The sequence below is a fragment of the Paenibacillus sp. 3LSP genome, assembly GCF_032465655.1.
GTDB classification, from domain to species: domain Bacteria; phylum Bacillota; class Bacilli; order Paenibacillales; family Paenibacillaceae; genus Fontibacillus; species Fontibacillus barengoltzii.
This window is the reverse complement of record NZ_JAWDJI010000072.1, coordinates 1-12,746: the sequence shown is the minus strand read 5'-3', so window position 1 is coordinate 12,746 and position 12,746 is coordinate 1. Positions and strand designations below refer to the sequence as shown.

13 protein-coding genes are annotated in these 12,746 nt (G+C 51.2%); 10 read left to right on the top strand and 3 right to left on the bottom strand.

Annotation, left to right across the window (positions count from 1 at the left end; all coding sequences use genetic code 11):
* The first annotated feature begins 10 nt into the window (after positions 1-10).
* The 4 genes from RW092_RS05385 to RW092_RS05370 are packed head-to-tail and all read left to right on the top strand — an operon-like array spanning position 11 to position 5,142.
* Positions 11-856: an amidohydrolase family protein gene (locus tag RW092_RS05385; protein ID WP_316009721.1), complete on the top strand. Its 846-nt coding sequence runs from the start codon at positions 11-13 to the stop codon at positions 854-856.
* A 4-nt stretch (positions 857-860) separates the two neighbouring features.
* A complete protein-coding gene (locus tag RW092_RS05380) occupies positions 861-1,826 on the top strand; it encodes an aldo/keto reductase (protein WP_316009720.1) in 966 nt (321 codons plus the stop codon).
* Positions 1,823-2,842, top strand: coding sequence for a zinc-binding alcohol dehydrogenase family protein (locus tag RW092_RS05375; RefSeq protein ID WP_316009719.1), 1,020 nt, complete (start codon positions 1,823-1,825; stop codon positions 2,840-2,842). Before RW092_RS05380 ends, RW092_RS05375 begins: the two co-directional genes overlap by 4 nt.
* Positions 2,843-2,895: 53 nt before the next feature.
* On the top strand, positions 2,896-5,142 hold the full coding sequence (locus RW092_RS05370; RefSeq protein WP_410055512.1) for a glycoside hydrolase family 95 protein: 2,247 nt from the start codon (positions 2,896-2,898) through the stop codon (positions 5,140-5,142).
* A gap of 90 nt (positions 5,143-5,232) precedes the next feature.
* Here RW092_RS05370 and RW092_RS05365 read toward each other — a convergent pair whose 3' ends face one another.
* Positions 5,233-6,138 carry an ArsR/SmtB family transcription factor gene (locus RW092_RS05365; protein ID WP_028539569.1) on the bottom strand — a complete coding sequence of 302 codons (906 nt, stop codon included), beginning with the start codon at positions 6,136-6,138 and terminating at the stop codon, positions 5,233-5,235.
* A 187-nt stretch (positions 6,139-6,325) separates the two neighbouring features.
* On the opposite strand from RW092_RS05365, the gene RW092_RS05360 reads away from it, so the two are divergent.
* Both RW092_RS05360 and RW092_RS05355 read left to right on the top strand, forming a co-directional pair.
* Positions 6,326-7,822 carry an alpha-N-arabinofuranosidase gene (locus RW092_RS05360; RefSeq protein ID WP_316009717.1) on the top strand — a complete coding sequence of 499 codons (1,497 nt, stop codon included), beginning with the start codon at positions 6,326-6,328 and terminating at the stop codon, positions 7,820-7,822.
* Positions 7,823-7,828: 6 nt separating this feature from the next.
* Positions 7,829-8,101: a DUF6171 family protein gene (locus RW092_RS05355; protein WP_316009716.1), complete on the top strand. Its 273-nt coding sequence runs from the start codon at positions 7,829-7,831 to the stop codon at positions 8,099-8,101.
* Positions 8,102-8,175: 74 nt separating this feature from the next.
* On the opposite strand, the gene RW092_RS05350 is transcribed toward RW092_RS05355, so the two are convergent.
* Positions 8,176-8,847 (bottom strand): SOS response-associated peptidase, encoded by a 672-nt coding sequence (locus RW092_RS05350; RefSeq protein WP_316009715.1) that lies wholly within the window; start codon positions 8,845-8,847, stop codon positions 8,176-8,178.
* A 725-nt stretch (positions 8,848-9,572) separates the two neighbouring features.
* Here RW092_RS05350 and RW092_RS05345 point away from each other — a divergent pair.
* The 3 genes from RW092_RS05345 (at position 9,573) to RW092_RS05335 (ending at position 12,081) form a co-directional block, all read left to right on the top strand.
* A complete protein-coding gene (locus tag RW092_RS05345; RefSeq protein WP_316009714.1) occupies positions 9,573-10,658 on the top strand; it encodes a stalk domain-containing protein in 1,086 nt (361 codons plus the stop codon).
* Between the two features lie 145 nt (positions 10,659-10,803).
* Positions 10,804-11,601 carry a patatin-like phospholipase family protein gene (locus RW092_RS05340; RefSeq protein WP_316009713.1) on the top strand — a complete coding sequence of 266 codons (798 nt, stop codon included), beginning with the start codon at positions 10,804-10,806 and terminating at the stop codon, positions 11,599-11,601.
* A gap of 36 nt (positions 11,602-11,637) precedes the next feature.
* On the top strand, positions 11,638-12,081 hold the full coding sequence (locus tag RW092_RS05335; protein ID WP_316009712.1) for an ASCH domain-containing protein: 444 nt from the start codon (positions 11,638-11,640) through the stop codon (positions 12,079-12,081).
* Positions 12,082-12,085: 4 nt separating this feature from the next.
* On the opposite strand, the gene RW092_RS05330 is transcribed toward RW092_RS05335, so the two are convergent.
* On the bottom strand, positions 12,086-12,262 hold the full coding sequence (locus tag RW092_RS05330) for a YjfB family protein (protein WP_016313137.1): 177 nt from the start codon (positions 12,260-12,262) through the stop codon (positions 12,086-12,088).
* Between the two features lie 326 nt (positions 12,263-12,588).
* On the opposite strand from RW092_RS05330, the gene RW092_RS05325 reads away from it, so the two are divergent.
* Positions 12,589-12,746 (top strand): transposase (locus RW092_RS05325; protein WP_028537956.1); only part of this gene is annotated, 158 nt, incomplete at its 3' end.

Below are 12,746 nucleotides of genomic sequence, written 5' to 3'. Positions count from 1 at the left end.
AGGTGATGAAATGCGTATTGATGCGCACCAGCATTTCTGGAAGATCGATCGCGGCGATTATGGCTGGATCACACCGGAACTGCCGATCCTTTACCGTGATTTTTTGCCCACCGATCTTGAACCGTCTTTGCATAAGCATCAAATCGATAAGACCATATTGGTCCAGGCGGCCCCAACTCTAGAGGAAACTGAATTTATTCTTCAATTAAGTGAAACCGCGGATTTTATCGCTGGCGTCGTGGGCTGGCTGGATCTTGAGGCGCCGTCTTACAGGGAGCAATATGAGCGCTTTGCCCAACATCCTAAATTTATAGGATTTCGCGTGATGATACAGGACATGGAGGACCCGAACACCATATTATCATCCGCTTATCTTGAAGCGCTCTCTTATTTTGCGGATCAGGATGTACCGATTGATTTACTGGTCCTTTCTCACCAATTGCCGCAGCTTGTTCAATTGCTGGAGCGGGTTCCGCATCTTCGAGGAGTTGTGGATCATTTGGCGAAGCCGCTCATCGCTTCAGGGGAAATTGAGCCGTGGAGAAGCCAAATGGCTGAAATTGCGAAGCATACAAACATCTACTGCAAGCTCTCTGGTATGGTGACGGAGGCGAACCGAGAATTCTGGAAGAAAGAAGATTTTACCGCATATGTCAACGAAGTTCTCGATTTATTCGGCCCGGAACGTATCATGTTCGGCAGCGATTGGCCGGTCTGTCTTCTGGCAGCGACCTATGATGAGGTGGTGGACTTGTTCCGGTATACCGTGCGGGATCGGCTGACACCGGAAGAGACTGAAGCGGTCTTTGGCGGCAACGCTGCGAAATTTTACAAGTTGTTATCCATGGGAGGGTGACGCGATGCAATACCGGAAGCTGGGAAAGACGGGATTGGACGTATCGGCGTTAAGTTTTGGAGCTTCTTCGCTTGGGGGTGTATTTCGAGACGTTCAGAAGGAGGAGGGAATCCGTACGGTTCATACCGCCATCGATATGGGAATCAACTTGATTGACGTTTCTCCCTATTACGGCTTGACTCAAGCGGAAACGGTGCTGGGGGAAGCGCTGAGATCGGTTCCTCGGGACCGTTATGTGTTGTCCACCAAAGCAGGGCGTTATGGACAAGACGAGTTTGATTTTTCGGCGAATCGGGTGATTCAAAGTGCGGAGGAAAGCATGCGGCGCCTTGGGACGGACTATCTCGACATTCTGTTGCTGCATGACATCGAATTTGGTTCGGTGAAGCAAGTGCTGGAGGAAGGGATTCCCGCACTCGAACAGCTGAAGCAATCCGGGAAAATTCGCTTCTTTGGCGTATCAGGGCTGCCTTTGAATATTTTTAATATGGTGTTGTCCCATACGACGCTGGACGTGATTTTATCGTACTGTCATTATTCCTTGAACGACTCTACGCTGCTAGAACTGCTTCCACTGCTGGAACAGCAAGACGTTGGTTTGATCAATGCTTCGCCGTTAGCTATGGGATTGCTGAGCAATCGGGATGTGCCGGAATGGCATCCTGCGAGCGAGGAGATCAAAGCGGTATGCCGACGTGCTGCTGAGTTTTGCCGAAGTCAAGGTACGGATATCGCCAAGCTGGCCATTCAGTATTCGACGGCAAATGAACGCATCACGACGACGCTGGTTAGTACGGCAAATCCGGAAAATATTCGCAACAACATTATGTGGACGGAAGAACCCCTGGATGAATCCTTGCTGAAGGAGGTTCTGGAGATCCTGAAGCCAATTGACGGTAAAACTTGGTCAAGCGGGAGCCCGGAATGGGGCGGAGCGCCTGCACATCAGAACGGGGGGCGAACTTCATGAAGGGGATCATCTGCGAAGATATCGGACGGTTCGTTGTTCGAGAAGACCTTCCGGAGCCGCAAATCGGGGAAGGGGAGGCGATTGTGAAGATCCGTAGAGTGGGGATTTGCGGAACCGATCTGCATGCGTACCGGGGGAACCAGCCTTATTTTACGTATCCGCGGATATTAGGGCATGAGTTGTCAGGAACGATTGAGCACATTGGGGAGAATCGGGAAGGGTTTCGAGCCGGGGATCAGGTAAGTGTAATTCCGTACCTTCATTGCGGCCAATGTCGTGCCTGTCGCAGCGGCAAAACGAACTGCTGCTTACAAATGAAGGTGCTTGGCGTTCATCTTGACGGCGGAATGCGGGAAAGAGTGGCAGTCCCGATATCACATCTGATTCGAACGGAAGGACTAACGTTGGATCAGTCCGCGATGCTGGAACCGCTTGCGATTGGCGCTCACGCCGTCAGACGTTCAGGACTAAAGGCAGGCGATGAAGTGCTGGTCATCGGTGCTGGTCCGATCGGGTTAGGCGTTATGGCCATGGCTGGTTATGCCGGTGCGAAGGTGATTGCGATGGATGTGAACGAAGAACGTCTTGAGTTTTGCAAGGTGTGGGCAAAAGCTGAACATACCGTAAATGCGCTGCAGGCACCAAAGGAATGGTTAGCTAACCATACGGATGGCAATTTTCCAGCCTTTGTGATCGATGCCACCGGGAATGCTGCGTCCATGGAAAGCGCCTTTGGACTTGTCGGCCATGGTGGAACCTTAACATTTGTCGGATTGGTAAAAAACACGATCACCTTCAACGATTCCGATTTTCACGCGCGCGAAATGACCGTACAGGGCAGTCGAAACGCGACGAGAGAGGACTTTGTGCGCGTGCTTGCGGCGGTGTCTGAAGGCAGCATTGACATCGGCTCTTATATCACCCACCGTTGTGCATTTGAAGAGATGATCGATCATTTCGAGAAATGGCTCCAGCCTGAATCCGGGGTGATTAAAGCACTGGTGGAGCTGGAATAACCGAATGAAGCACTTTCGCACATTCTGCGGACAGGAGGAAGAGCATGACGAGCATGGCTAGTACGGAACAGAAGCACCGATTGTGGTACGGTAAGCCCGCCTCAGAATGGAACGAGGCTTTACCTATCGGCAACGGCAGACTAGGTGCAATGATTTTTGGAGGTATAGCGGAGGAGAAGCTGCAGCTTAACGAGGATTCCGTATGGTACGGTGGGCCTCGCAATCGAAATAATGAGGATGCTTTGCCTCATTTGCCTGAAGTTCGCAGGTTGATTCTGGAAGGGCAACTTCAGAAGGCTGAAGAACTGGCGGCGATGACGATGGCCGGAACGCCGGAAGCGCAGCGACACTATTTGCCGCTTGGGGATTTACTCCTTTCTTTCGGTCATCATGGGGAGCATGCCGAGGACTATGTACGGGAGCTGGATTTGGAGCACGGGGTAGCCCGGGTCAGCTATCGAATTGGCGGGGTGCGATATACTCGTGAGATGTTTGCCAGTTATCCGGATCAGGCGATCATCATTCGGGTGTCCGCGGACAAGGAGGCGGCTGTATCACTCAAAGCCCGATTTAATCGCCGGGAATGGCGATATTTGGAGCAGACAGCCAAATGGGAGAAAAACGGGTTAGTGATGCGAGGGGAGTGCGGTGGTAAAGGAGGCAGCTCTTTTTGCGCTGTATTGAAGGCGCTTCCCGAAGGCGGGACTTGCCGGACTTTGGGAGAATATTTGTTAGTGGAAGGGGCCGACGCGATCACTCTGCTGCTCGCGGCGGGTACAACGTTCCGCCAGCCCGATCCGGAGCTTTCCTGCAAACAACAGTTGACTGAACTGAGTCGGTTCACTTATCCGGAGTTGCGAGTCCGGCATATCGCAAATTATCAGGAACTGTATGGGCGAGTAAATCTGGAGCTTCCGGAGAGCCCGGAACTTCAAGCACTGCCTACCGATGAGAGGCTGGACCGTCTCCGGAAGGGGGGAGAGGACCATGGACTGATCGCTACCTATTTCCAATTTGGACGTTATCTGCTGATCTCCTCCAGTCGGCCCGGATCATTGCCAGCTAACCTTCAGGGCATCTGGAACGACAGCTTCACCCCACCTTGGGACAGCAAGTTCACGATTAATATCAACGCCCAAATGAACTACTGGCTGGCTGAAAATTGCAACTTGGCTGAATGTCATGAACCGCTGTTCGATTTGATTGAACGGATGAGAGAGCCCGGACGGGTGACAGCCCGCACGATGTATGGCTGTCGCGGATTCACGGCGCATCACAATACAGATATTTGGGCTGACACCGCTCCGCAGGACACGTACCTTCCAGCTTCTTTCTGGCCAATGGGCGCCGCATGGTTGTGCCTGCATTTATGGGAGCATTACCGGTTCAGCCAAGATGCCTCCTTTCTGGAGCGTTCCTATGAGACGATGAAGGAAGCGGCGTTGTTTCTGCTCGATTATTTAGTTGAAGACGAAGAAGGGCGTCTGATCACCTGTCCTTCGGTCTCGCCGGAGAACAGCTATAAGCTGCCGAACGGGGAAACGGGCGTGCTCTGCTCCGGGGCTTCAATGGACTTTCAGATTATTGAAGCGCTGTTTGAAGCTTGCATCCGCAGTTCGGAAATCCTTGGACGGGACGAGGCGTTTCGCGAGGAACTTGTTACTACACTGAAACGGCTGCCTGAGCCGCGAATTGGCAAATATGGACAAATTCAAGAGTGGATGGAGGATTACGAGGAACTGGAGCCAGGGCATCGTCATATTTCCCATCTATTCGCCCTTTATCCGGGTGAAGGCTTTAGCGTGGATCGGACACCGGAACTTGCTGCGGCTGCAAGAAAAACGCTGGAACGCAGATTAGCTCATGGCGGAGGACACACGGGTTGGAGTCGGGCGTGGATCATTAACTTCTGGGCCAGACTGCGAGATGGCTCGAAGGCCTTTGAAAATGTAAAAGAGTTGCTTAAACACTCCACTTTACCTAATCTGTTCGACAATCATCCTCCGTTTCAGATTGATGGGAACTTCGGTGGAACCGCAGGGATTGCCGAGATGCTGTTGCAAAGTCATGAAGGAGTTATTCAGTTATTACCTGCGTTGCCTGAGGCTTGGAATGAGGGGAAGGTAAGCGGACTTCGGGCCCGGGGAGGATTTACAGTTGATTTCACTTGGGCAGCGGGCAAAGTGACGGAAGCACAGGTCACGTGTTCTGTAACAGGGACATGTCGTTTGGTTGCCCCTGGTCTTGAACCTGTGACATTTGCAGGGGAGGCAGGGCGAACTTACGTATTTCGGCAATAAGGCGAAGGGCGAATAATGTGATGCTCCGGCGGGTGGATAACGAGCTGCCGGAGCATCAACATCCATGAGGGGGATATATGGGATATGATGTTATTCCACATAAAACACTTCCGCGCTTGGATGCTCACCATAGTTCCCGAAGCCCTTGCCGAATAACGTCAAACCGCCTGGATAACGGGCGTCCGGCTCCACGGATAGACGCAGCGTCCATTGCTTCTGCCGAATGTCAATGTCGTGAAGGGTGACGTCGGACATCTTCAAGCCGTCCATATACGTCCCGTCCAACGTAATTCGTAGACGTTTCAGCAGGCCATATTGATTCGCCTGTCTTGGCCACCACTCAGGGGTATATTTTCCAGGCAGCTCTCCGTAATCGCCAGGGCTCGTCCAGATGCCCAAAACCTTGCCATTCAAGGTAAACGTAATATCCGAAGGATAATCGTCCTTGGTTCCGGGAGCTTCGGACGCGATTTCCATCGTAAAGACCAGCTCCTCGGGCTTCTGGGAAGACAGCAAGTAATTAGGGGTTTTGTATTCGATATACCCCGTGCCAAACCAGAGAATCGCAGCATGAATCCGCTCCGGGTCCCAGAAATACCGAGGATCGTCAAAGCTGCCGATGATTTTGTCAGTTGTTGCAATGCCGCAGGTTGGCTCGATGTGAAAATCGGAGTAATGGCCAACCGGGATTTCAACCCGGTGGCTTTTGCGCTCGACTGCCGTTTGGGCAGGAAACTGAATTTCTGCGCCGGAGACAGCGAGTGAACAAATCTTCTGCAAACCGCTCTTGCCAGGCGCCATATGGGTGGCGACGAGACCGCATTCTGACAGCTTGCGCACATGCATGGTCATAATCGCGCTGGATAGCCCTACGGCTGCGGCTAACTCCTTAATGTTCATCGGGCGGTTGGCTAACAGACGCAGAATATGCAGACGAACTGGACTTGCCAGTGCCTCATACACGGGCAGCGATTGTTCAGATAAATCAAGCTTCAAGATGCCTTCACCTCACCCGAATTTTAGTTAATCATTATATTAACGAGAAATGTATTGTTTGACAAGCATCTTCCATGTAGTTGTAAAATTTGGTAGAATAATTGACGGGGTTATGGTCGTTTGCCTATAATATTAAGTAAGTAGTTATTTAATTAATATTTATATTAAATAAGGAGTGAAATGACAGATGCCACTGCATGGAGTGTTAAATGCCGATTCCGGCAAAGGAACGATTAATCGCAATATTTACGGTCATTTCTCTGAGCATTTAGGTCGCTGTATTTACGAGGGATTTTGGGTTGGAGAGGATTCCCCGATTCCAAATACCAATGGCATTCGCAACGATGTTGTGAAAGCGCTTAAACAAATTCGAATTCCGGTGCTGCGCTGGCCGGGCGGCTGTTTTGCCGATGAATATCATTGGAAGGACGGCATCGGGCCGAAGGAAGCCCGTAAGCGGATGGTCAATACCCATTGGGGCGGCGTGGTGGAAAATAACCATTTCGGGACCCACGAGTTTATGGAGCTTTGCCGGCAGCTGGGCTGCGAGCCTTACATTAACGGCAACCTGGGCAGCGGAACCGTTCAGGAAATGTCGGAGTGGGTGGAATATCTGACTTTTGACGGCGTATCGCCGATGGCTGAGCTGCGGGCGCAAAACGGACGCAAGGAGCCTTGGAAGGTGACCTACTTCGGCGTTGGCAATGAGAACTGGGGCTGCGGCGGCAACATGCGCCCGGAATATTATGCTGACGAGTATCGCCGGTATCAGACGTACGTCCGTAACTATGGGGATAATCGAATTCACCGGATCGCCTGTGGTCCAAATTCGGACGACTATAATTGGATGGATGTGTTGATGCGGGAAGCCGGACGGTTTATGGACTCCATCACGCTGCACTACTATACGCTGCCCAACGATAATTGGCAGGATAAAGGGGCGGCGACCGGGTTCGACGAGTCTGCCTGGTTTGCCACGTTGCGAAAAGCCCTTCGCATGGATGAGCTCATCACTCGTCACCGCACGATCATGGATAAATACGATCCGGAGGGCCGAGTCGGTTTGATTGTGGATGAATGGGGAACCTGGTACAACGTGGAGCCGGGGACCAATCCTGGATTTTTGTATCAGCAAAATACGATGCGCGATGCGCTTGTCGCCGGACTTACACTGAACATCTTCCACAAACATAACGAGCGCGTACGGATGGCGAACATCGCTCAAACCGTCAACGTGCTTCAGGCCGTCATCCTCACGGAAGGCGAGAAAATGATCTTGACGCCAACGTACCATGTGTTCGATATGTATAAGGTTCACCAGGACGCTGAGCTGCTGGATCTGTCGCTGGAAACAGGCAGCTACAAGCTGGAAGACAGCGAAATTCCGGCGGTGACGGCTACCGCATCGCGGGATGCAGAAGGCAAAATCCATCTCAGCTTCTGTAACCTGCAGCCTCATGCGAATACACAGGTGACGATCGACATCCGGGGCTTGGCCGGCAACAGCTTGGCGGTGACTGGCACCACATTAACCGGCGATTCGATTGACGCCCATAATACGTTTGCGCAGCCTGAAGTCGTGAAGCCGCAGCCGTTTGAAGCATTTAAACTGGATGGCGGTAAGCTGACGGTTGATTTGCCGGCGAAATCGGTGACGACGCTGAAATTGGCTGCGAGGGGATAACGTTACATGGCGGATACCTCATGCAAAGCGTGCCGGGACGATTACCGGGTGACGGAGGAGCAGATCCAACGTTTGCTGAAAACGACGGCGTTTGCGCCCGAACGCAGGGTGAGTGAGGTGCAGTATCAGGACAGACTTCGCGCATGCGAAGCGTGTCCGAAGCTGATGGACGGGATGACTTGCACAGTCTGCGGTTGTATCATTCCGGTAATCGCCTGGCTCAAGGAACGGCATTGTCCGCTGCCGGGCGGAGGATTGTGGGCGAGCATTGAGACGTAATAGGAAAGGCTTCGACTTTATGGCAGCAGGGTGATTCCTTGCTTGTGCATAAAGGCGGAGCCTTTTTTTTAGAACTATTTCGCTTCCTCCAACAATTCCTTTGTATTGTTGCGCACGTTCCCGACGGCAGACGAGACCGGGTACGCCCGCATTTTCGCGGCATCGTAAGGTTGCAGCAGCTTTAGCAGCGAGTCCGTATCCGTGTTGTCCCGGGCAAGCCATTCGGCTTCGTGTTCAGGTCGCAGGATCACGGGCATCCGGCTATGAATCTCGGCCATCAGCGAGTTGGGCTCTGTGGTGATGATCGTGCAGGTCGCCAGCTTGTTGCCTTGCGGACCGGTCCAAATGTCATACAGACCGGCGAAGGCGAAGGGGCTCCCGTCTTTCATGACGATCCGATACGGCTGCTTGCCTCCGGCCCGCTGCTGCCATTCGTAGAATCCGTCGGCAGGGATGAGGCAGCGCCGGGTCGTCAGCAGCTTTCGAAACGCCGGTTTGTCTGGAAGCGACTCAGCGCGGGCGTTGATCATGCTGGCACCGATCTTGTCCTCCTTCGCCCAGGACGGCACCAGGCCCCAGCGCAGCTCACCCAGCCGGTTGCCCTGCTTGCCTTCAATAATGGAGGGGATGAACTGCATCGGGGCTACATTATAGTTTGGGGCGAATTTCGCCAGCCGATTTTCCATGATGAGATACCGGACAATCAGCTCGTCCAGAGGAAGTGTAATCGTAAAGCGGCCGCACATAAGGAGACCTCCATCGTAAGGATCTATTTGTGCTATTCAAGTTCTTCGGACTCGTTTCGCAAGACGTATTTGGATGTAATCATTGTAATCGATTTGCCTGCGGGCCTGCCAGTCACACTTGAAGTACGCTGCTCATTGCTAATGACGCTAGTGTCACTATTTGCCTCCAATGTCGCTAATCGCTAAAGTCGCTGATGTTACTTATGTCGTTTAGCTCGCTAAAGCCACTAAAGTCACTAAAGTCGCTTATTTCGTTCACCTAAATGCAAAAGTGCAGTTCATTTTCCTCAAAAGCGGGTTTTCAGGCGACTTAAATGTAAAAGTACAGTTCATTTTGGCGTATTTGAGCAATTTCCGGGTGTTTAGCAAGTTTTTGACTGCACTTTTACAGCTTAAGGAGGTCAAAATGCGCATTTTGGTAGTTATGAACTGTACTTTTACATCTCAAAGAGATCCTAGCACGATTGGACTGAAATGAACTGCATTTTTACGTCTCAAGGTGACCTTAAGCACGATTGGACTGAATTGAGCTGCACTTTTACATCTCAAGGTGACCAACAGGCGCGATATGGCTAAAGTTCAAAATGCACTTTTACATCTCGCAAACTTCTTTCTGCTATATCTCACAACTCAGACGCAACTTTTCCAACTTCTGCTTCGTTTATTCCAGTGTTATCAAGTTCGAAGAAAAGAAATACAACCCACACCAGAAAGGATCTTGAACCATGAATCAACGCAAACGCACCACATGGATGAACTTCACGTTAGCTGCTGCCATTCTAGCTGCCCCTTTGGCCGTGTCGTTCCCGGCTCAGTCGGCGGAAGCTGCAACGAAAGCCAAATATACAGTGTCTCCTCAGAATTTTAGCATTGCTGGAGTCCAAACCACGATCAAAACCATCAATCTGGACGGCACTACGTATATCGCCCTGCGGGATTTGAGCAATGGTCTTGGGCTGGGCATCGATTTCGATAAAGCTGCCCAGGTGGCGAAGGTGACCGGCAAGAATCGATTGCTGGAGATCAATTTAAAGGCTTCTTCTTTTAAACTAAACGACCAGCTCCTATGGGGACCGCAGCTTGTGGTTCAAGATAACACGACCTATTTGCCGCTGCGTTTTATTCTTGAACAAATGGGATATGTAGTTGGTTATGATTCTGCTACGAAGTTAATTGCCCTTCAAGGCATTCAAGAGAACGAGGTGAAGATTAGCGCGAAGGCGATTGCAGCAGAGGGGAACGGGAAGGCGCTGCGGGTGTACTATCCGGTCCTTTCCGGACTGGCTGACAGCGGCGCTCAAGAGAAAATCAATGCCTTCCTTAAAAAAGAGGCGGATCAGCATGTTGCTGCGGCGGCGAAGGAAGTTGGTCTTGCTGTAAAAGAAAATGATCAAACGCTCGACCCGAACTCGAGCGCATCAAACCGTCAGCTCAGCGTGGATGGCCGCTTTACGGTGACTTATAACGAGAAAGGTCGTCTGAGCCTTTATGTCGATTACTATGTGGACTTTGGCGGGGCGCATGGTGTGACTTCCCGTGTACCGTACACCTTCGATCTCTCGACTGGCAATGTGCTGACCTTGAAAGAAGTCGCAAACAACGCGAATTATGTATCGATCATAAACAGCAAGATTAAGGAGCAAATCAAAGAACGCAAGCTGGAACTAATTACCCCGTTTGAAACGATTGAAGCGGATCGCGACTTTTTCCTGAACCGGAACGGGGTGGTTGTTTACTTTACGCAATATGAATATACACCTTATGCGGCGGGAATGCCGGAATTTGTTATTCCTTATTCAGCCTTTCAATAATTACTTCAGTTGAAGCAGGTTTTCGTTCAGCCTCGGGTCGATGCCTTTATCGATTCGGGGCTGTCGTGTTTAACCGGAAGGAACTTCCGCCTATGCTAAAGAATATGTATTTTTAGTAAAACGACGACAAGCGGGGAGATCATCCATGGAACAAGTGGGTTTGGTGTTAGGCGGCGGAGCCGTGCGGGGACTCGCTCATCTGGGCGTGTTGAAGACGTTCGAACGGCATGGAATCCCGGTGGACGCGATCGTTGGCACGAGCATGGGCGGTGCGATCGGAGGCCTGTATGCGGCAGGTATTCCTGCAAAGGACATCGAGGATTTGTTATATCACACGCCCAAATACCGGCTGATGGATCTAGGCATTCGCCAACGCGGGCTAATCGGCGGGAACAAAATCTACCAAACCGTCAACGATCTTTTGCGACAACATGGGAAGGATGGGCTAAAGATCGAGGATTTCCCCATTCGATTTAAGGCGGTTGCTGTGGATTTGATGCAAGGCAAGCAGGTGATTTTGGATAAGGGCGATTTAGGGACGGCACTGCGGGCAACGACGGCGTTCCCAGGGGTATTTGCGCCACTGGTACGAGAGGAACAAGTGTTGGTTGACGGCGGGGTGCTTAACAATTTGCCCGTACAGGAACTGAAGCGGAAGGACGTAGGGCTGATTATTGCGGTGGATGTGACGCGCGAGCATGAGAAGAAGCCGCCCCGCAATATGATTGAGGTCGTGTATCGCTCCTACAGTTTGATGACCGCTGAACGGAAGCATACCAGCCTGCGGCTGGCGGATATCGTCATCCGACCGGATGTGGGGCATGTGTCTGCGTTTGATTTCTCCAAAATGGCTGATTGCATCAAGGCAGGAGAAGAAGCGGCCGAGGGCATGATGGTTGAGCTCAAGGCAGAGGTAAAGCGAGTAAAGCCGGACTTCACTTGAAGATGATAGGATTTGACAGAGGATCATAGAACGAAAATGGGGGATTTAATGCGCTGCATCACGATACGACAGCCATGGGCAACATTGATTGCGATTGGGGCTAAACGGTTGGAAACGAGAAGCTGGAGAACGAATTACCGCGGGGAGCTTGGCATTCACGCTGGCAAGCAAGTGGATCGGAAGGCTTGTGAGACGGAGCCGATTCGATCTCTCTTAGCGGAGCACGGATATCGATCTGTTGATCAATTGCCGATGGGTGCAATCGTAGCGGTTTGTCGGCTGAATGACTGCCTCCCTGTCGTGCAAAACGACGGGCGAACCGCATGGTTGGAGGCAGGGGAGCGACGCTTGGAAGCCGCAGGGCAAGAATACCGATTTGGCGATTATGCGCTGGGACGATACGCTTGGGAACTAACGGAATTACGCCGGCTCAGAGAGCCGATTCCTGCCCTGGGCAAACAAGGCTTATGGAACCGTTGATAGGTTATACTTTCAGATCTAGGTGCTTGCCAAGCGTCGGATGCTGGCTTTGGGACATCATTTGTACGAGATTTTGACCTTGAATTTCAGCCTGATCCTTAGCCATACTTAACACACGGATGCTTACGGCTTGGGAAAGCGCGCTTTGGCTCATGGCCGTAGACAATGCTGCAATATCCATTTTGTCACCTCCTGGGAATTATATCGGTAAACGGAGTTCAATTGATAATTAATTTTAAGCTGATCTTCAGGTTTCTGTAATGTTCCTTTAAGATACGGGTGCTATTCTTTAGATACTCCCTCTTCTTTAATTGATATAGATATGAAGAAGCCACCCCGTACCAGGGGTGGCTTCTTCCGTTTTATGGCTTTAGCCAGTTGAGCTCGCGAAGCGTGCGAAACAAAAAACCACCCGCTATGCGGGTGGAGGAACGAAGGTTTGACCAACAAGACCATTCCCAAAAAATTGAGATGTTCAGGCTCAATTCAAGAAAGGAATGGTCTTAGATGGCAAACAAGAGCTATAGTTTAGCTCACACGAAGTGGATGTGCAAATACCATATCGTGTTCACCCCGAAGTATAGACGGAAAGAGATCTATAATCAAGTGAGGAGAGATTTGATCGAAATATTTAAGCGTCTGTGCAAATACAAGGGAGTGGAGAT

Excerpts from the sequence above, each read along its gene's own strand:
- RW092_RS05360 (WP_316009717.1), top strand. The coding sequence starts at position 6,326 with ATGCCACTGCATGGAGTGTTAAATGCCGATTCCGGCAAAGGAACGATT.
- RW092_RS05330 (WP_016313137.1), bottom strand. The coding sequence starts at position 12,262 with ATGGATATTGCAGCATTGTCTACGGCCATGAGCCAAAGCGCGCTTTCC.
- RW092_RS05370 (WP_410055512.1), top strand. The coding sequence starts at position 2,896 with ATGGCTAGTACGGAACAGAAGCACCGATTGTGGTACGGTAAGCCCGCC.
- RW092_RS05385 (WP_316009721.1), top strand. The coding sequence starts at position 11 with ATGCGTATTGATGCGCACCAGCATTTCTGGAAGATCGATCGCGGCGAT.
- RW092_RS05340 (WP_316009713.1), top strand. The coding sequence starts at position 10,804 with ATGGAACAAGTGGGTTTGGTGTTAGGCGGCGGAGCCGTGCGGGGACTC.
- RW092_RS05350 (WP_316009715.1), bottom strand. The coding sequence starts at position 8,847 with ATGTGCGGCCGCTTTACGATTACACTTCCTCTGGACGAGCTGATTGTC.
- RW092_RS05335 (WP_316009712.1), top strand. The coding sequence starts at position 11,638 with ATGGGGGATTTAATGCGCTGCATCACGATACGACAGCCATGGGCAACA.
- RW092_RS05345 (WP_316009714.1), top strand. The coding sequence starts at position 9,573 with ATGAATCAACGCAAACGCACCACATGGATGAACTTCACGTTAGCTGCT.
- RW092_RS05375 (WP_316009719.1), top strand. The coding sequence starts at position 1,823 with ATGAAGGGGATCATCTGCGAAGATATCGGACGGTTCGTTGTTCGAGAA.
- RW092_RS05355 (WP_316009716.1), top strand. The coding sequence starts at position 7,829 with ATGGCGGATACCTCATGCAAAGCGTGCCGGGACGATTACCGGGTGACG.
- RW092_RS05380 (WP_316009720.1), top strand. The coding sequence starts at position 861 with ATGCAATACCGGAAGCTGGGAAAGACGGGATTGGACGTATCGGCGTTA.